The organism is Paenibacillus sp. ALE2 (genome assembly GCF_054113385.1).
The window spans coordinates 1,974,181-1,993,640 of the sequence record NZ_CM134213.1 but is presented as its reverse complement, the minus strand read 5'-3'; the positions used below and the strand labels follow the sequence as shown (position 1 = coordinate 1,993,640).

General features: G+C 51.2%; 19 protein-coding genes and 1 riboswitch. Of the genes, 1 reads left to right on the top strand and 18 read right to left on the bottom strand.

The features are described 5' to 3' along the window. The first annotated feature begins 27 nt into the window (after nt 1-27). Complete coding sequence (locus ACXHJ1_RS08660; RefSeq protein WP_016822806.1) at nt 28-477, top strand: AbrB/MazE/SpoVT family DNA-binding domain-containing protein; 450 nt, start codon at nt 28-30, stop codon at nt 475-477. Nucleotides 478-584: 107 nt separating this feature from the next. On the opposite strand, the gene ACXHJ1_RS08655 is transcribed toward ACXHJ1_RS08660, so the two are convergent. The 18 genes from ACXHJ1_RS08655 to ACXHJ1_RS08570 all read right to left on the bottom strand — a co-directional run bounded on the left by ACXHJ1_RS08655 (nt 585) and on the right by ACXHJ1_RS08570 (nt 19,453). Continuing rightward, a complete protein-coding gene (locus ACXHJ1_RS08655) occupies nt 585-2,039 on the bottom strand; it encodes a cobyrinate a,c-diamide synthase (protein WP_167437882.1) in 1,455 nt (484 codons plus the stop codon). Next, nucleotides 2,032-3,120 carry a cobalt-precorrin 5A hydrolase gene (locus ACXHJ1_RS08650; RefSeq protein WP_167437883.1) on the bottom strand — a complete coding sequence of 363 codons (1,089 nt, stop codon included), beginning with the start codon at nt 3,118-3,120 and terminating at the stop codon, nt 2,032-2,034. The genes ACXHJ1_RS08655 and ACXHJ1_RS08650 overlap by 8 nt, the downstream gene beginning before the upstream one ends. Continuing rightward, the gene (gene cobM, locus ACXHJ1_RS08645) at nt 3,113-3,907 is read right to left on the bottom strand and encodes a precorrin-4 C(11)-methyltransferase (RefSeq protein WP_013373518.1); all 795 of its coding nucleotides are present in this window, start codon (nt 3,905-3,907) and stop codon (nt 3,113-3,115) included. The genes ACXHJ1_RS08650 and cobM overlap by 8 nt, the downstream gene beginning before the upstream one ends. After that, nucleotides 3,904-4,620, bottom strand: a complete 717-nt coding sequence (gene cobI / locus ACXHJ1_RS08640; protein WP_167437884.1) for a precorrin-2 C(20)-methyltransferase — start codon at nt 4,618-4,620, stop codon at nt 3,904-3,906. The genes cobM and cobI overlap by 4 nt, the downstream gene beginning before the upstream one ends. Before the next feature lie 29 nt (nt 4,621-4,649). Further along, nucleotides 4,650-5,906, bottom strand: coding sequence for a precorrin-6y C5,15-methyltransferase (decarboxylating) subunit CbiE (gene cbiE / locus ACXHJ1_RS08635; RefSeq protein ID WP_250247961.1), 1,257 nt, complete (start codon nt 5,904-5,906; stop codon nt 4,650-4,652). Further along, complete coding sequence (locus tag ACXHJ1_RS08630) at nt 5,899-7,044, bottom strand: cobalt-precorrin-5B (C(1))-methyltransferase (protein WP_025366058.1); 1,146 nt, start codon at nt 7,042-7,044, stop codon at nt 5,899-5,901. Before ACXHJ1_RS08630 ends, cbiE begins: the two co-directional genes overlap by 8 nt. 74 nt (nt 7,045-7,118) lie before the next feature. Further along, nucleotides 7,119-7,763, bottom strand: a complete 645-nt coding sequence (locus ACXHJ1_RS08625) for a precorrin-8X methylmutase (RefSeq protein WP_013373522.1) — start codon at nt 7,761-7,763, stop codon at nt 7,119-7,121. A gap of 165 nt (nt 7,764-7,928) precedes the next feature. Next, nucleotides 7,929-8,708, bottom strand: coding sequence for a precorrin-6A reductase (cobK, locus tag ACXHJ1_RS08620; RefSeq protein ID WP_016822798.1), 780 nt, complete (start codon nt 8,706-8,708; stop codon nt 7,929-7,931). Beyond that, on the bottom strand, nt 8,705-9,793 hold the full coding sequence (locus ACXHJ1_RS08615; protein ID WP_457905956.1) for a sirohydrochlorin chelatase: 1,089 nt from the start codon (nt 9,791-9,793) through the stop codon (nt 8,705-8,707). The genes cobK and ACXHJ1_RS08615 overlap by 4 nt, the downstream gene beginning before the upstream one ends. Nucleotides 9,794-9,887: 94 nt before the next feature. Then, a complete protein-coding gene (gene cobJ, locus ACXHJ1_RS08610; protein WP_019688873.1) occupies nt 9,888-11,684 on the bottom strand; it encodes a precorrin-3B C(17)-methyltransferase in 1,797 nt (598 codons plus the stop codon). 309 nt (nt 11,685-11,993) lie between these two features. After that, nucleotides 11,994-12,179, bottom strand: a riboswitch (cobalamin riboswitch). Nucleotides 12,180-12,236: 57 nt separating this feature from the next. Beyond that, nucleotides 12,237-12,791: an LOG family protein gene (locus tag ACXHJ1_RS08605; RefSeq protein WP_016822794.1), complete on the bottom strand. Its 555-nt coding sequence runs from the start codon at nt 12,789-12,791 to the stop codon at nt 12,237-12,239. Between the two features lie 199 nt (nt 12,792-12,990). After that, a complete protein-coding gene (locus ACXHJ1_RS08600) occupies nt 12,991-13,848 on the bottom strand; it encodes a uroporphyrinogen-III synthase (protein WP_167437886.1) in 858 nt (285 codons plus the stop codon). Nucleotides 13,849-13,949: 101 nt separating this feature from the next. Then, nucleotides 13,950-15,104, bottom strand: a complete 1,155-nt coding sequence (locus ACXHJ1_RS08595) for a GerAB/ArcD/ProY family transporter (RefSeq protein WP_457905955.1) — start codon at nt 15,102-15,104, stop codon at nt 13,950-13,952. A gap of 43 nt (nt 15,105-15,147) precedes the next feature. Then, entirely contained in the window at nt 15,148-15,372 is a 225-nt protein-coding gene (locus ACXHJ1_RS08590; RefSeq protein WP_013373530.1) for a hypothetical protein, read from the bottom strand. Then, the gene (locus ACXHJ1_RS08585; RefSeq protein WP_457905954.1) at nt 15,365-16,582 is read right to left on the bottom strand and encodes a Ger(x)C family spore germination protein; all 1,218 of its coding nucleotides are present in this window, start codon (nt 16,580-16,582) and stop codon (nt 15,365-15,367) included. The genes ACXHJ1_RS08590 and ACXHJ1_RS08585 overlap by 8 nt, the downstream gene beginning before the upstream one ends. Further along, entirely contained in the window at nt 16,582-18,207 is a 1,626-nt protein-coding gene (locus ACXHJ1_RS08580) for a spore germination protein (RefSeq protein ID WP_457905953.1), read from the bottom strand. Before ACXHJ1_RS08580 ends, ACXHJ1_RS08585 begins: the two co-directional genes overlap by 1 nt. A 179-nt stretch (nt 18,208-18,386) precedes the next feature. Next, nucleotides 18,387-18,725 (bottom strand): hypothetical protein, encoded by a 339-nt coding sequence (locus ACXHJ1_RS08575; protein WP_457905952.1) that lies wholly within the window; start codon nt 18,723-18,725, stop codon nt 18,387-18,389. 14 nt (nt 18,726-18,739) lie between these two features. Beyond that, nucleotides 18,740-19,453 carry a pirin family protein gene (locus ACXHJ1_RS08570; protein WP_126666451.1) on the bottom strand — a complete coding sequence of 238 codons (714 nt, stop codon included), beginning with the start codon at nt 19,451-19,453 and terminating at the stop codon, nt 18,740-18,742. Between the last annotated feature and the right edge of the window lie 7 nt (nt 19,454-19,460).

The following is a 19,460-nucleotide window of genomic DNA, read 5'->3' as shown; positions in this document are numbered from 1 at the left end:
TCTTAAAACACTGGGGAGGTTGCATGAATGAAAAGGACTGGAATGACCCGGCCCTTGGACAGCTTGGGACGAATTGTGCTTCCTAAAGAGTTGCGCATGACGATGGAGATCGACATCGGCGATCCATTAGAGTTTTTTATTGAAGACCAAACACTCATGCTCCGTAAGTACAAATCAACTAATTGTATATTTTGCGGTTCGGTTGATACCAACACCTATTTTAAAGATCAGTTTATCTGCGATGCATGTGCCACCTCGATGAAAACGGAAGATTTACTTCCGGTCACAGCGACTGAAACCCAGTCACCTCCACTGAAGCAAAATATGCATATGAAAAAGATTTATCAGCGCACGGATGTTATTTTGGAGAAAATGAGAGAGCTTATGGAAGAACATCCAGCATCTTCACAAAAACAACTCGCTTCCATGCTTGGCGTGAGTCAGGGAAGGATTTCCCAACTGAAAAAGCTCATGTAGGCGAATCGCCCAAAAAAACAATGTATACGCTTCCATGTTATGTAAGATTTAATTCTCTTTATATTTAGAACAGCCGGACCCTTATAGGGACCCGGCTTTTTTGTGTTTTAGTCGTAAGCTCGGCATTTTTCAACCCAGCGTGCTGCTGCCTTGGGTAGAGAAGCGAGATGAATGTGTGTGTAGGCTGCCAAGAGGTTCCCTTTGGCATAACCTTCACTCTGGAGTCCGCGCATCCCCTTGGTTTGATAGGCAAAGGGATAGGGGGCGGCAGATTCATCATAGCTCATGACCGAATAATGAAATTCATGTCCCCGAATCGTCTCTCCAGCCTCCAGCAGCAAGCAATCTTGCAATGCGGTTGCTTCCCGGTATCCCAATGCAGCCCGCTTCTCCTGCATGCGAACGTCCGAAGGGATCACCCCGGCCATGTGATGGGCGTGACCCGCCCGATCCGTAAGTGTCCGGGCCAGTATCATATAACCACCGCACTCGGCGAATACAGGCATATCCCGGCTCACTGCGGTGCGGATATCTTGCAGAAAGCCCGTATTGGCAGCGATATCTGCCGCAAACTCCTCAGGAAAACCGCCGCCCAGATATAGGCCGTTGGCGTGCTCAGGGACGCGCTCTCCCGCCAGCGGACTAAAATAGACAATCTCTGCTCCCGCTTGGCGCAGCAAATCCATATTTTCGGGGTAGTAGAAATTGAACGCCGCATCTCTGGCGACAGCAATGATGGGACGTTCCCCAGTCTCGACTTCATGTCCTGCTGTGGGAGGCTGATCTGGAGGAAATAATGGGTGCTCGGGCAGACTGAGCGGCGGAGCCGAATCCGCCAATGCCCGCAGTGCATCCAGATCCGTACCCGCGCGAATCAGCTCTGCCGCCCGTTGGAAGAGCGGCTCCAGCTCGCCGCGTTCTACAGCAGGCACCAGGCCCAGATGACGCTCGGGAATATCCAATCCGTCATCGCGCTTTAACCAGCCGAGCACAGGAATGTCGCACTCCTGCTCGATCGCCTTTTTGACAATGCCGTAATGCCCCTGGCTACCGCAGCGATTTACGATTACGCCCGCAATGCGCAGTTTGGGCTCCAAGCGCTGAAAGCCGAGCACAATAGCGGCCGCACTGCGTGCCATGCTGCGTACATCGACGACCAGCAATACCGGGCTATCCGTCAGCATGGCGATTTCGGCGGTCGAGCCAATATTGCTGAGCGGGTCCTTGCCGTCATATAGCCCCATGACGCCTTCAATCACGGAGATATCTGCGCCTTCGGATGCGCGGATAAAAGTTTCACGCACCGTATCCGGCGAGGTCATCCAGGAATCGAGATTACGGGAAGGCGTTCCGGTCGCGGCCGTATGATAGGTCGGATCAATATAATCCGGACCGCACTTAAACCCCTGCACTCGCAGGCCGCTGTCGGCGAACGCCTTCATCAGCCCGAGAGTCACAGTCGTTTTGCCCGCGCCGCTGCCCGTACCGGCGACAACGATACGACTTCTGCGTGCCGTGGCAGACGAGTCTGGCTGTATAGCCTGATTCATATCGTCAGTCATAGGAAACCCGCGCTACAGACAACGTCATATTTCCGCTTTTTTTCTTCTCCAGCAGCCAATGGTCCGCACCGGAAGACAACAGGGCTGATGGTTCGCTGACCCCATAGGCGCCAGTGTATTTGAAGACAGTTTCCGATGGATTGGGAAGCTGCACCGTGTTCAGCTCTGACGGAGTGTACGTCACCAGCTCCCAGCCGTATTTGGCGCAGAGGGCGAGCAAGCCCTCTTCATCCTTTTTCAGGTCAATCGTAGCAATATTCCGTACGCTTTTGACAGACAAACGCAGCTCTTGCAAGGTGTTCAGCACCCCAGCCTCCAGCTCCTCCAATGCAGTTCCCCGATTGCAGCCAATGCCAAGCACCAAGCTTTTAGGACGATACAGCACGCCATTAGAAAGAAACCTCTCCTCTTCCTCAGGCTCCAACAAACGGTCACTTACGACCAACGCGGCGTTGAACGGTTCTTGTGCCGCTTCCGCCATTGAGGCATATACCTTGATATGTGCAGGTACTGGCTTGTCATAGCGCCACCAGTTCCGTTCGCCTGTCTCTTGTATGAGTACGACGGGCTCCTCGTTCACAACAGCGGCGCTCACAGGCGTGGCCTTATCGAAGCTATCGACCACCCAACCCAATTCCCGCCCCAACATATCCACTGGAATCGTGCCCTGCACGTCCGATGCAGTCGTGATTACCGCACGTGCCCCCAGTACAGCGGCTACATGACGGGTCAATTCATTTGCGCCGCCCAAATGCCCAGACAGTACGCTAATGACATGTTCTCCGCAATCATCAATGACGACCACGGCTGGGTCTACCTTTTTATCCACCAAAATCGGTGCAATCATACGAACCACCGCACCGAGGGAAATAAATAAAATAATACCGTTATATTGTTTAAATAAATCCGGCAAAATCAGTTTGACCGAACCTTCGAACAATTGAATGCCACGCTCCTGCTCGTCTCCACGCTCAAACTTGGACATGTAATACACATCCGTACCCGGAAAGCTGGCTCCCAAATTGCGGACCATCTCGACTCCATGCTTCGTGATCGCCACAGCGGCAAATGGATTACTCACCAGGCTTCACTCCCTTTCGGTAGCCGTGGGTGAACGACTTGTCATACAGCTTGGAACGATGTGCGTCCTTGTCCACTAACCCCGGGTCGAGCGCCCACCCTGCCAAAATCATGGCATGCATCGTAATGCCTGCTGCACGCAGATCGGCTGGCAATTGGGCAAGCGTCGTGCGCACGATTTTTTGGTCTGGCCAAGTTGCGCGCTGCACAACGGCTACAGGCGTGTCTTCGCTCCAGCCAGCCGCCAAAAATTCAACGACTACCTTCTTCGCCAGCGTTGCACTGAGGAACAGCGCCACTGTACAGTGATGGGATGCCAGATCACGCAGCTTTTCACGATCCGGTACAGGTGTACGGCCTTCGGCACGCGTCAGAATGACCGTCTGCGTCAAGTCAGGCACGGTTAGCTCTGCACCCAGCACGGCCGCAGAAGCAAAGACCGAGCTGACGCCCGGTACGATTTCGTAGGCTACTCCGCGCTGCTTCAGCAGCACCATTTGCTCCAAAATCGCACCGTATACTGCCGGATCACCTGTATGTACACGGGCTACACTGCGCCCAGCCTGCACAGCCTCGCTCATAATCTCGACCTGCCGCTCCAAATCCATGCCTGAGCTTTGCAGTACCTGTGCCTCGGGCTTAGCCGTAGCAATCAGCTCATCGTTCACTAGTGAATCCGTGTACAACACCACATCTGCCGTACGTAGAATCCGGGAGCCTTTGACCGTAATCAACTCCGGGTCACCAGGGCCTGCTCCTACGATATATACCTTTGGCTCCAACGTCATTTGCTCACCACCATTAAACTCAAATATTCAAGCTCCTGTCCGCGCAGCTCACGGGCGTTGTGCCATACCATTTCATAAGGAGACGTGACTTTGGTAATGACAGAGGCACGATCGCCAAGATTGAGCTCGTCCAGTGCATCCAAAATCAAATCCAGTACCTTGGCAACCTTGATAAACACGACCGTATCGTGATTCTCAATCGCCCGCTTCATCGCTTCGCGATCCTCCGTAGCCGGAATAATACCAACCTGCTGATCTCCGTCAGCCAAAGGCAATTCCAGCGCTGCCGCTGCTCCCAATACAGAAGAGATGCCTGGAATAGATACAATCGGCACCTCGGGATGGAGATCCTTCATCAGACGCGCCAAGTGAATAAAGGTACTGTACAGATTAGGGTCTCCTTCTGTGACAAAGGCTACATCCTTTCCTTGACTCAGAGCTTCCCAGCAAGCAACTACCGTTTTGTTCCACTCCCGCTCCAGTACAACCGGGTCTTTGGTCATTGGAAAAATGAGTCCCAACATCTCCTTTTCCTCCGGGTTAACGTATAATTCCACAATCTCGTGAGCATACGATTTGCCTCCCCGGCGCTTTTTCGGATATGCCACAACTGCACATTCCTGAATCATCCGGTACGCCTTGACCGTGATCAGCTCGGGATCACCCGGCCCCACGCCTACGCCATAAAGTGTTCCTACTGCCGCCGTATTCATGCTGTCTCTCCCCCTCTTGATTTACCAGCTTACTCCTCTGCTGCTCCGTCAGCCACGTCTACCGGCGGCTGTCCTGTGATGACATATATCGGATTGAGTCCGTCAAAACGAGTCATATTCAAAATCGGCTTGCTACGCGCTGTTTGCAGTAACGTCACCGAGGTTTCGAGTCCTACGGCTTGCATCGCCTTCATACCGTCATGCAGCGTCTCAATGGTTGCAGCATTCACTACAATTCGCCCATCCTTACGCAGACGGGAAGCGCACAGACGAATCAGTTCTGCCAGTTCTCCTCCACTCCCGCCGATAAACACGGCATCCGGGTCTGGCAGCTCGTCCAATCCGGCAGGCGCTTTGGCATGGATCACTGGAAAATCAGTGCGGAATTTGACCTTGTTCGCTTCCACATTGGCCAGATCGCCTTCATTCTTCTCAATGGCAAACACTTGCCCGTACTTGGCCAGCCGCGCACATTCCACAGCTACAGAACCGGAGCCTGCGCCGATGTCCCATACGATGCTTCGCTCGGTCAATCGCAGCTCGGACAAGCTAAATACGCGCACTTCACGCTTCGTGATCAGCCCTTTTTCCGGCTTGCGCTGGTGAAATTCCGCATCCTCGAAGCCAAATCCCCGGCGAATTGCTGCCACGTCTTCTCCCTTACGGCGGCGCAAAACAACCACGTTCAGGGGTTGGAAGGTTCCCTGCGCCATCTCTTCCAGCGTATAATGCCGATACGTCTCATCTGGTCCTCCCAAATGCACGCCGACAAAGGCATCATATTCCGTCATGCCAAAATGCAGCAGATAAGCGGCAACCGCGGCGGGATGATTGCGGTCATCCGTCAGCAGCGCGATCTTGTTCTGTCCATCGATCCGCTGCGCCAGTCCGGTCATCGGACGACCATGCACACTTTCCAGCACCGCATCCTGCCAGCTTTCACCAAGACGCGCAAATGCCAGTTGAACCGAGCTGAGATGTGGTAAAATATCCAGGTGCTCAGCCCCCAGCTTGGCAGACAAATAGCCTGCAATTCCAAAAAAAAGCGGATCGCCTGACGCAAGCACGACAATATCCTTGTGCTCACGCAACCGTCCCAATTCTTCCACCACGGCGGATAAGCCGCTCTTTAATGTTCGTTTTTCTCCTGCGGCTGCCTCAAAAAAGGCTAGCTGGCGCTCACCACCAACCAGCAGGTCGGCACGCTCAATTTGTTCCAGCGTCTCCTGCGACAGACCTGCCGCTCCATTTTCACCGATACCAATGACACGAATTACTCTACTCACCGACTCTCGCCCTCCCCAGCACGTTCCCTTTCAGCGTTACCAGTACCATTTCCACGGTGATTCCACCACCTGCATGCTCCAGACAATGCTGACACCCATAGGTACATAACTTTTCAAAAAAGCTCAGCGCATTCGCTTCGGTCATCATATCCGCCACCTGCGTAGCTGTATTCGCCTCAGCTACTGCTGTTGCAAGCGACTCATCCACACCTGCCTCACGCGCAACCTGGGCCAAAAATCCAAAATCCACCGGAGCGCTCTTGGAATGAACCATCATGACGCCCTGAGCAACCTTCGACAGCTTGCCGGGCATACCGACGAGAATAATCTTTTTCATTCCCAATCGTTTGCCATGCTTGACTGCAAAGCCGACAAAGTCGCCCATCTGAATAAAGGCTTCTTCCGTCAGCTGATCATACATTTGCATTGCATATTTTTCACTGCTGCCGCCTGTGGTCAGGACAATTTCCTCGCAGTTCATCGCTTGTGCAACCGATATAGCCTGCACCACGCTGGCTTTATAAGCAGACGTGGAGAACGGAACGACTACACCGCGTGTGCCCAGTATGGAAATACCGCCAAGAATGCCAAGTCGCCCGTTCAGCGTTTTCTTGGCGATTTCTTCGCCGTCCGGCACACTGATGACGACACGGACACCCTTGGCCGATCCGTGCTCCTCAAGCACGCCAGATACCGCCTCCGTAATCATCCGGCGCGGCACCGGATTGATCGCGGCTTGTCCGACAGGCACAGGCAGACCGGGCTTCGTTACCCGCCCGACGCCGATGCCGCCATCCAGCTCAATGCCCGGCTCCTCGCGCCAGCTAACAGAGGCGCTAATTCTCGCCTGATGCGTGGCATCCGGGTCATCGCCACCGTCCTTGATCGTCGTGCAGGAAGCTTCGTCCGCATCCAACACAGGCTCGATCAGTTCAAATGCATGATCGAAGCCCGCGGGCAGCGATATCACCGCTTCCTTCGGCGCTATGCCCGTAATGAGCAGTTGTACCGCTCCTTTGGCTACTGCAGCCGCACAGGCCCCCGTCGTAAAGCCTGACCGCATCGGCTTGTCCGGCGCGGGAGCTTCACCACTTTTCATCCGTTTGGGCCTGTCGGCGGACGCCGCTTCCTTTTCCATGCCAATTCCTCCTTAACCTCTTCTGCTGATCATGCTCTAATTCATTTCATGATACAGCAAACGGACAACCGCATCTAGCGGACAGCCATTAAGGAGATTGCATTCAATGCTGCTACGACAATCGTGCTGCCGCCCTTGCGTCCAATATTCGTAATGAACGGAATATCCAGCTTGCGTAGCTCGTCCTTGGATTCTGCCGCCGATACAAAACCTACGGGCATACCAATCACCAGTCCAGGCTTAGCCGCTCCTTCTTTCACCAGACGAATCAGCTCCAGCAACGCTGTAGGCGCATTGCCAATCGCATAGATTCCACCTTCGCCCGCCTGAATCGCTTTGCGCATCGAAATAATGGCTCGTGTCGTGTTCAGCCTTTTGGCTTCTTCCATCACGTCCGGGTCAGATATGTACACATGAACATCCCCGCCAAATTGACGGATACGATCCTTGCTCAACCCCGCCTGAATCATCTGCACATCTGCCACCACCGGCTGTCCTGCGCGAATAGCTGCAATTCCGGCTTCAATGGCTTTTGGATGAAATACCATGCTGCGGCCCAACTCAAAATCAGCAGATGCATGAATGACACGCTGTACGACAGGATATTGTTCAGCTGTAAATGGATGCTCTCCCAATTCTTCTGTGATCATCGCGAAGCTTTTACCCTCAATCTCCTGCGGCTGTACCGTTAGCGGTTTAAAGTCTGTTTTAAAGTCCATGGTATCGACCCACTCCCTTATGGAAAATTAGTTTAGGAAAAATAACTGCTCGTGTATTAAAACAACAGATATTTCTATTAAAACACGCATTTTAAGATGACTATATTTTAGATACATACCAGCAGTCGTTATGGATTAACTGAACCCGTAGGGACTTGAACCAACTCAAATGGAAATCTTCCCTGTTGCTGTGCGCAATGTATCAATTACTCCGTCGAAATGATCAAATACCGTACCAAACTCTACTTCCGGTCTGGAAATCAAAATGACGTGAATACCCAGATCCAGAGCAGATTGAACCTTCTCATCCACTGCTCCCGTGCGTCCGCTTTCCTTGGTGACCATCACGGTTGTACCAAAGTGCTTGTACAATGCTTCGTTCATCTCACGGGAAAAGGGCCCCTGCATGGCAATAATATTTTTTTGCTCCATCCCCAGTTCGCCGCATTTCTCCATATTGTCGAGGCGCGGCAACATACGTGCAACCAGACGAATCTCCGGGTCTCCGAGTAGATGCTTGGTGAATGTGCCGAGCGTCTTACTGCCCGTCGTAAGCATGACAGAGCCTTTGAGTTGCTTAGCAATTAATGCGGCCTCTTCATAAGAAGACACAATATGGAGCAATGGATGATTGTCATACACCAGTCCCGTCCGCTCGTAGCGAATATAAGGAACTCCAGACTCGCGAGCAGCTGTCATCGCATTCGCATGTGCTTCTTCTGCAAAAGGATGACTGGCATCAACAACGGCCTGTATCCCCTTCTCCCGAATCATTGCACCCATTTCATTGGCTGTCATTCGGCCTGTACGTACGTCCAGCCCTGCTTCGGACAAGCTGGCCGCCGCGCTTTCGGTTACGACCGAAGTTAATACGTTAAAGCCGGTGTCACGGATTTGCAGCGCCAATTCCCTTGCATCGCTCGTTCCGCATAGCATAAAAATCATGAGCCATTCACCTGCCCGGTTACGTTCACTACAGACGGCGCATGTGAATGATCGTGATCATGGTCATTATGGCTGTGAGCATGGACATGCGCATGATCGTGAGCGTGGCTGTGTGTATGGTGCTCGTGATGGTGATCATGCTCATGTGCATGATGGTGATGATGGTCATGATCATGGTCGTGATGGTGATCGTGGTCATGGTCATGGTCGTGATCATGGTCGTGATCATGGTCGTGGTGATGGTGATGCTCCTGCGCTTCCAGACGGAACTGGCAGTTATCGCAATTAGCCGTAACCTTGCCGAACAAGCCTTCGTTAGCTCGCTCCAGCACCAGCTCAACTAATTGAGGATGGAAGCCAAAATATCCGCCCATTTCCACTTGTAATGCAGGGTGAGCCTCGGCGAATTCCTGAGTCATTTCTCCAATGCGCTTAATCAGCACACCCGTGAATAGAAAATACGGAAGCACGATAATCTTTTTGGCCCCCAATCGTACACAACGCTCTAGGCCATCGGGAAAAGAAGGCTGCGTCACACCGATAAAGCTGCTTTCTACCCACGTATAAGAAAGCTTCTCCCACAGCATACGAGTGATTTTGAAAAAGTCACTGTTCGCATCAGGATCGCTACTTCCGCGTCCTAATACAAGTACCGCTGTTTCTTCGTCAGATACCTGGGCAGATGCCTCTACAGCGCTATTCATCCCTGCTGGAACTGCAACAGGGCGGGCCTCTTTCAAGCGGTTAAGCAGTATGCTAACGATTTTTTCGTGAACGCCAATCGGACGTCCGTATACAAATTCCACCTGCGGGTATTTTGCCTTTGCCCGGTCGATTGCCTTCGGAATATCAATTTTGGCATGCACTGCTGCGAACAAAATAATCGGAATAAAAACGACACGCGTCGCCCCTTTGTCCACACACGCCTGTACTCCTTCGGCAATACTTGGGCGTGCCAACTCCAGAAAACAGGTTTCTACACACGTACCTGGCGCCCGATCTGCCACCGCTTGCGCAAATTCCAGTAGTTCCTGATTACCCTCTGGGTCCCGACTTCCATGTCCAACCAACAATATTGCATCCACTGCTGTGTTTTCCTCCTCATTGATAGGGATAGCCTACATGACGCCCTATTTTATATATATGCTTGTATCCTGTTCATCAAGCCTACCAACCCACTTAATCACCACAAACCGCGTTCACTTCTACTGTTGCTGGTGCATCTTCATGTCGGAAACCCGCAACGATGCCTACACGTTTAAAGAATTTATGAAAACGCTCGTTCGGATGCCCTTTTTCCTTATATTCAGCAATAATGTTCTCCACGATATCCGTAATCTGATCACCCGGAATCCCTTCCGCTACGGGCTGAGCGGCATGAGCATTACGGCCAAATTTTTTGCCGCCGAGAAACAGATCGTATCCTCCCTTGCGATAGACGATGCCGATATCCTCCAGCACCGCTCCATAGCAAGCCATGCCGCATCCATTCAAAGCAATACTCGTTTCCTTGGGTGCCTGTAATCCGCCAAGTACAACCTGTAGATGCTCAGCCACAGGCACCGCATCATCTTTCTCCATATTGCAGAAGTCGCAGGCCTTCACCTTAAACACATCGCCGATCGGCATGACAATGAATCGTTCATCCCGAAGCCGTCCGACCAGTTCCTCGGGGTCTGCGCACGGCACGCGCAGCACGATCTGATGATCTGGCGTGTATTCCAGCTCGCCATCATCACCCGCTACCTCGGCAAGCAGTGCCATCTGCCGAGCAGTGAACTTCTTGTTTCCCACGCCAGGGGAAACCCCCACCTCAAACAGTGCAGGCTTGCCAAAGCCGCCTGACGCCTTCCCAGTCGTAGCCACCGTTGCCGTTCCGACGGCGCTCTGGGCGGTAGGCGCTTGCCCGCTCCAGCGAGCATTGGCTTCGCCCGGCAGCTTGCCGCCGACAGCTAGGCGGCTTAGTGCCTCTGCTGCCAGCGATGCTGGAGCCGCTCCGGTTGGCTTCGCGGGCGCAGCCTGCACGGTAGCCATCGCCTGCGGGCGTGCTTGCGTGGCAACCGCAGCGCTGCTCGCGGAAGGCTCGGGAGACGCAGTCAGAGCTCCACCTCCCTGCGGTGTATCCAGTGCGCGATCCTCTTGCGCGCCCAGCGACCACGGCTCCGCTTCCGTGCGAAGCCGCTGATGCGGTTTGAGCACTTGCTCGGTCGCGTCCAGCGTGTATTTACGCTGATAGCCGCGCGGAGTCACGATTAACCCGTCATACACTGTCGTCGAGGAATTGCCGATGATTACGGTCGTCAGCATCCCGATATCATGGTTCAGCATATCTTCCAGCGTCGTTACAATAACCTGCTGACGTTCACGATAAGCACTCTTCACCAGTCCAACTGGAGTTTGCGGATCACGGTAACGGAGCAAAATGGACTGCGTCTCCACAATCTGGCGGGTACGTCGACCACTGCGCGGGTTGTATAAGGCAATCACAAAATCAGCCGAAGCCGCAGCTTCTACACGCTTCACGATCGTTTCCCACGGGGTCAGATGATCACTCAGACTGATTGTGCAAGCATCATGCATAACCGGCGCTCCCAACAACGAAGCACAGGATTGAATAGCCGAGATCCCCGGCACAACTTCTACCTCAACCCCGTCCTCGCGACGCCAGCCTTTTTGCATCAGCACTTCGTACACCAGCCCTGCCATGCCATAGACCCCAGCATCTCCACTGGAAATGACGGCTACCTTCTTACCCATCTCTGCTTGGCGAACCGCCTCCTGCGCACGGCTCACTTCTTCTGTCATCCCTGTGCGTACAATCTCCTGTCCGTTCAACAACGGACGGATCAAATCAACGTAGGTATTGTAGCCGATAATGACCTCACTTTCGGCCAGCGCATCCAACGCCCGTTTTGTGATATGTTCCATATCTCCTGGTCCAAATCCAATCACCAGCAATTTTCCTAATGGGCTCATCGTGCTCCTCCTATCATCCTTTTCAGGGCAGCTATACTATCTATTTCAATAATTTGTGGCATCCTTTAACTCAAAAAACCCCCATCCTGCCCGGATGGGGTTCCTATGTACGTATCTCTCTTACCAGACGAAACAGCGTAAGAAGACAGTTCTTGTCTTCCTCCTATCTGCCGTTGTTTTCCATCTGTTTTGTTTACGCTTCAAACGCTGCTGCACGTTCATATCCACGCAAACCTGTAACCAACATGGAAAAAGCAACGTGTGCCTGATTTCCTGATTTCGTACACCCATCCTCTCCGCGAAGGTTAACGGTGCATACAGATCAAGGTAGGTCTCCTGGCTTGGCATCAACGGATTCTCTCGTCTTCCCCGTTTTGTACGAGTGACCATTTAAAAGAACCCTCTTCCTTACAGTGGCGGGACCGCTCGGGACTTGCACCCGATTCCCTGTTACCCTTTGCTCAACCGCAAAGGCACCTTGTCTGTCCGCTATTTGATTATGGGTCTTATCATAACCTTGCCTCAATCAGTTGTGCAAGCACGAAAAAAGCTTTATTTCAAGTTCTCTGCTTTATTTTTCAACATATGCAGCAGTTCATCCGGGTCCGCAGATATACTCAGTAGCGCTGGATGATCAGCTCCGGTAAACCCTTCCTGCACGCTATGACGTACCATTTCTACCAACGGGTCAAAATATCCATTCACATTCAGCAGCCCAATGGGCTTGCGATGTATACCGATTTGCGCCCAGCACAATACCTCGAACAGTTCCTCAAAGGTTCCCAAGCCTCCCGGAAGGGCTATAAACGCATCGGCCATCTCGCTCATCGCCGCTTTACGTTCATGCATGCTTGCTACCTCAATAAACTCGGTAACTCCCCGATGAATGATCTCTGCATCGAATAACAGGGTGGGCATAATGCCGGTGACCTGACCGTCACCCGCCAACAGTCCATCCGCCACCTTACCCATCAGCCCTCTGCTGGAGCCACCATAAATTAAACGGATATGCTGGCGAGCCATAGCTTCACCCAGCTTGCCTGCCGCCTCAACATATACCGATGAATGTCCAGGTCTGGACCCTGCAAATACACAAATAGAATTCATAAATGTCTCAGCTCCTGTCCTCAATATCATGCATCGAAACTTATTCATTATATTAGATAAATATTTTCGCTATAACAAAAAACTTTGCGATGCATGTCCAACAAAAAAAGATAAAGACCTCGTAGGCCCTTATCTCTATTTTACTCTGTATTAGTAAATATAAGTTCATTTTTAGCTTACTGCATTTATCAGTTCTAGCTCATTTCAAATGACCGTTCACGCTCTTCAGACCACAGCCATGCACCGAATCGCTATGTTCGAAATATTTGCCCAGTTCCACCATCATCGCACCCATGCGCTCTTCAGTTGGAAATACGACTCGTTCAATCCCTTCTTCCAAAATGGATTGTGCAGTCACCTTGCCTACCGATACAGCAATGACATCTTCACGAAAAGCTTCCAGTAAATCCTCCATTCGATTTTGCTTTCTGGCATATTGGGCCAAAAATCGAATTTGCGGACCACTCGTGAACGTAACGGCATCAATCGTACGGTTTATAACATCATCTAGTAGCGCCTGCAATTTTGCTTCTTCAGGTGGGATATGCTTATAAGGAAGTACTTGGCGGGTCACTACGCCTTGCTCATCCAGCCACTCTACCAACCGGGGGGCCGGGTCTCCATGCAGTTGCAACAGTACTTCCTTCCCCTTCAGATCATATGGGGCAAAAGCCCGTGTCAATCCGATCAAACTTCCGTCCTCGTCCCGTACTGCTGGCGTAAAGCCACGCTTTTTGAGTCCATTGACCGTCTTGTAGCCCCGTGCTGCAATGTTGGAGGATTGCAGCAACTCTATAATCTGCTCGGCCACGCCCATATCCTCTGCCATATCGAACAGAGCATCCAGTCCCATACCTGTCGTGAAGATGTACCAGTCCGGAGGGTTCTTCACCCACGATACAACAGCGTTGCGCAGCTCGATATCATCCAGAAAAACAGTCCCCTGGGCCGGGCGTTCTACTGGCTCGCCCCCCATCTTCATAACTAGCAACGCCATTTCTTCTGCTTTACGGGGACCGGCAAGAGCGACTCTCTTACCTGCCATGCGTTGTGCCATGCTGTTGCCTCCCTTGTAGATGTCGTATTTCTTTCTACCAAGTATACAATCAGAAAGGCAAAAGACAAATAAGAATTACTTTTTCGATAAATACAGTAATCTTATAAGTGGGCGTGTCCTGTTTCGCTTTCCTGCTGGCCTTCTTTCTGATCACTTCTATCCCTCTCCCTGCCAGATGATGAATTATCATCACCTCTCCCTTTAAATTTGGGTCGGAGCAACATCCACAGCAAGAAGGGCATGAATACAAAAAAGATGACCATCACCGCAGTCCATTCCCGGCTGAAATCATAAATTTGTACGATGTTGGAGAACAGCATAAACGAACAGACATAACCTAACAAACCTAAGGGCCAAACCATCAGACTCCCCCAGACATGGGCAAACATGCGCTTTACCGCCAAACTGGTAACGTACAGATCAATTCCAATCTTCGTAAGAAAGGCTGGTACGGTCAGTGCTGCCACGAACAAGTCGAACCGATCCAGAAAGTCCGTTAGTTGCAACTGACGCACCAGTTCATACGATGGATAAAACAGTCGTGACAAGATAGGAACTCCAATCACCAACTCCGACAGCAACACCAGCATGATTATAGTAGCGGTTCCGAGTAAATGCCCCAACCACGCACTACGTCCATTATAGCTCTTCCCAGAAATCACAAAGGGAACCATCATGATATCGGCCATATAACCTAGCATCCGCCAACTGCCTTTAATAACTCCATCTACTTCCGGATGTAAATAGGGTCTCAGCATCGAAAAATCCATATTACGTCCAAAAAAAAGCGGCATAGTCAACAACGTCACAATCAACAACGGTACAAAAATCTCGGTCATATTGACGAGGGTACTTATCCCCCCTTTAACCATAAATGCCAGAGTCAACAGCACAATAAGAGATACGATCACAATCGGAGTCAGCGGCAAAAGCACCACCTCCACCAGATCGGTAATAATCCTCAAATCCCGCGCAAAAATGATCAGAAATAAAATAAAGTAAATTGCAAGCAGCACACGCCCCGACACAGGGTGAGAGCTTACCATCGCCTGCATCAGATCCTGATCAGGGAAACGGCGTTTGAGTTTCAACATCGCCCAGATCGGCAAGCAGAGCACAATGGCTGCAATTATACAGGTCCAGTAGGCATGCTGATTCGCGTGATCTGCTGCCTGCGCCGGAGCATGTATAAGGGTAATACCGACCTCCATCAATACACTAAACAGCACAATTTGTCTGGTTGTGAACTGTTTCATGCAGGTACATCCTCCTTTTGCCCGCAGGCATCCATTACACGATTTACAACGCGGTGGGGAGCCACATGTCAATAAATCGGGTCAGCCAAGTAGCCACATAAACAGTGCTCTTCGTCGATGTGCCGTAAATCCAGATACCAATGCTAATGACATACAGTACGCGGGAGACCCAGCGATTGACGGCAGGTGCATTGCTAATACGTTTACGGTCAATCAGATACATGAAGAGCATAGCCAGCAATAAAGGTAATAGAAATACTTTATTCATTCTGGATTTGCTCCTTTTTGACCCCGAATGGCTTGGTGACCGCCCCGATATTCTCAATATGCACGACCGGATCTATGGTGACCTCCACCTTGGGATACAATTGCTCCCACTGAGGTTTAATCCGTTTCCACTCATCCGGGTGATTCGTAATAATAGCCCGGCCCAGGCCAAGCACGTCTGAATGATACTTTTGCTGAATCACATGAACACCCTCTCCCAGCTCCCTCTTAATTTCCTCGACCGTTTGCTGCTCCAGCCACTTCAAATTCTCCTCCCTGGAAATATCGAAGCTCGTCTCATTTTCCTTCACATTCCCATTGCAGTTCATATGAACCGTCATTCGAATTTCGTCCCCCCGAATAAAAGGCTCGATATGAACTTTATTTTCGATGAGATGCACAGATATATAGCCTCTACCTTTGGGAGGGGGGATAAAAATTTCCGTTTCCTTGGCTTGCTCCATACCCAACAGCAGAAACCGACTGAGGTGGTTATCAATAATCCCTGTTAATCTGTCTTGGCGAAAGACAGCCAGTCCATCAACCTGAATATTTGTCTTCTTGTCTTTAAGACTATCAGGCCCATTCTTCACCAGAGACATTACCGGAACTATCGGGTCAATGCCTTCCAGCAGGACGGAATTCATCAGCAGCTTAACGGAACGAGGTTTTTTCATATAGGAAAAGTTGAGCTCACGCACCATTTCCGCTGGATATTGCTCAATCGGAGCATCTGCCTGAAGCACTTCCATCGCTGACCCCTTTGTGATAACAACTAGGGAAGACAGACGATTCTGCGGAATACGTGCAATGACATCCATCATTTTGCTAATCCCTTCTCGTGCCAGCGTCTCCCCGAACAGCAGCACCCGTCGATGAGAGTAATTCAGTGTTCGCGAAACCTCTCGCTGTTCCTCAGTACTTGCTCCCCGAAAGCTTGGACCTGTTTTGGACTCCAGGTAGTAGGACTTCGTACCACTGGTACCTCCCCCTCCTCCTGTGCTACCCGAAGATCCGAGCTGTCCGGGCAGAGCAATTTGCATCGTTACCCGGTATTGATCGCCTTCCTTATCCAGTCCGGTACCCATCACAAAGGCCACATCATTCACTTCACGGCGATCCCAACATCCTCCTAAAAGAACAGAACAAAGCAGTAGACAAAAAAGTACAGCTGCTTTACGTATTTGCTGTGTATTTGATGTGGGCTTCATCACCATCCCTCCTCGGTTTTAGGCGATCCGTTCATCTCTTTCTTCGCTCGTTTGTTGTTGTCCTTACCAATCCATGAAGGACGTTTGGTCATTTTCCACCAAGGTGCACGGACGATAATATCCTTTTGATCCATATGGTTGTACGGGCTATATCCACTCATATAAGGTACACCAAACGATGTTAGCTTGGTTAGGTGCGTAGCAATCAGCGTTGTCGCAATAATGATGCCAAACAAGCCAAATAAACCAGCCATCAGCATGATTGGGAATCGCAGCAGACGAACCGTAATGGCAAAATTAAAACGCGGTATGGTAAACGAGGCAATACCTGTGAGCGACACAACAATAACTATTGGCGCCGATACGATCCCTGCCTGTACTGCGGCCTGACCAATAACGAGCGCCCCAAGGATACTGACGGCCTGACCAACCGTTTTGGGGAGACGAATCCCAGCTTCTCGCAGCGCCTCAAAGGAAATTTCCATCATCAATGCTTCCACCAGGGCTGGAAAAGGGATGGATTCCCGAGCCGCCGCAATACTCAATATGAGTGTCGTCGGCAGCATATCATGATGATAGGTCGTCACCGCTACATATAATGCTGGCAGAAAGAGAGCCATGATGAGAAAAAGAAAACGAATCCAGCGCACCATATTACTGATGAAGAAGCGCTCGTAATAATCTTCGCTCGCTTGCATCATTTGCCACATCGTGACTGGTCCAATCAGGGCAAAAGGCGTGCCGTCCACAAAAATGGCAAACCGTCCTTCCAGTAATTGCGCGGTGACGGTATCGGGACGTTCGGTGTATTCCATTTGCGGAAACGGTGAATATGGGTGATCCTCAATCAGTTCCTCAATATACCCAGTCTCCAGAACACCATCAATTTTAATATCGCTGAGGCGCTTTTTAACATCCTCCACCAGCTTCGGATCTATGATCCCTTCAACATAGGTAAGGACGACGCTCGTTTGAGTTTCTGTTCCGAGGGTCATGCTGTGCATCTTGAGCTTGGAGGTCTTCAGCTTGAATCGTAGCAGTGCCGTATTCACGCGAAGCGTCTCAGTGAAGCCCTCACGTGGCCCACGAATAACAGCCTCGGTCTGCGGCTCCTCCACGCCACGGCGGACACCTCCCTTGGCGCTGAAAATATAAGCACGAGCCGTTCCATCTACGAACAGAGCGGCATTGCCGTCCAGTATCGCTGCCGATACCTGCTTCCATTCGTCCATCGTTTTGGTCTGGGACATGGAAATACGAGTCTCATCCAACGGCTCCAATTTGCCGTTCACTTCAGGGTCCTTGAGCATCATGCCCAAGATGACAGGCCGCAGAATATGATCCTGCAAATCTTCTGATTTTACCGTACCTTCGAAATATGCCAGCAACCCTTTTCGTTCAGGGGAAATCATGAGCTCTCGGTAGACGATATCAGAGCATTCCTTGAAAATATCACGCATTGCGACCCTATTGTCTTCCAGACTGCTGCGCAGTGGCTCTTCCAGCCATGAAGACTCAGGCAGCCCTTTGGGCACACGAGCATTTCGTGTTTTGCGTTCAGTGGCTGGAACCGCTCTCCGGCTCCACGGTAGCTTTGGCAGCTTGGGAAAGCGCCCTTTCTTCATCGTTAGTCCCCCCTTTACGAATAAACCGATCAGTTAATATGACATATAGGATGTACCAGCCTGCAAAGGATTATGTATCCAATGAACTCACCATCTTGAACTCATAACAAAAAGACCCTGCAATGATGCAGAGCCTTCGAAAATCGATTATACATCCGAACATTTATGATTAAGAAGATTTAGTCTCCCCAATACTCCTCAGGGTGGTATTCAATCTCAGAACCGGCTTCAAACGTAAGCTCACCGATCTGAGCATGATATTGTACACTTTCCGGGGTGACGTAATACCAATGCTTTACCACGAATCCGCCATCTGCGGGCGTTACAAAACGAAATACGTTCAGTTCCTCGCTGAAACGCACAATCGCCTCCGCTGCCTCACTCGTCAACTCTTGAAGCGTGAAGCGAAACACGCCGTCCGCCGATTCCAAACGACAATCGAAACGCTGCTTGCGGCTGTCAGCAAAGCTTCGCCCTGTGACGGCATGCTTGATCAGCCATGTTTCCTGCTGCGCCATTGTGCCACCTCCTTTTAGGGCAAATCAATCAACATATAAAAAACAGAATCCTCTGCCTTCAGTGATAGCTTCCGCTCCTCCTCTATACGAGCAGAATCTCGCTCTTGCAGAAGATGCTCACCGTTGACACGCAGTGAGCCCTCGATGACGAACAGGAACACGCGCCGACCCTCGGCCTGTGTAAATTCTACTTGTTCCCCCGGCTGAAGCTTGCTTAAATAAATCGTTAAATCCTGATTGATTGAAGCTATCTCACCCTCCGTGCCGGGTACACGCTTTCCAGCAACGACAGGTAGGAGTTGACCTTGCAGACGTTCCGTATTGAACGTTGTAGTCTCATAGGAAGGTTGCAATCCTCTTGTGTGCGGACTAAACCACAATTGCAGCAGACTGACATCCTCGGTTTGCGAAGCGTTGTGCTCCGTATGAATGATGCCGTTGCCCGCTGACATTCGCTGAATGCCTCCAAAACGGGTCACCGCCACATGTCCACGGTTGTCTTCATGACGCAGCTCCCCATACAGCACAATGGAGACAATCTCCATATCGCTGTGCGGATGCGCCCCAAAGCCCCGGCCTGGTGCGATGACATCGTCATTACAGACACGCATAGGACCAAACGCTGTATTGTTCTCATCCTGATACTCCGCGAATGAAAAGCTGTGGCTCCCCCGCAGCCATCCCTTATCGAAGCTGAATCGGGAAGCAGCCGGATATATTGTAAACATAATAGCC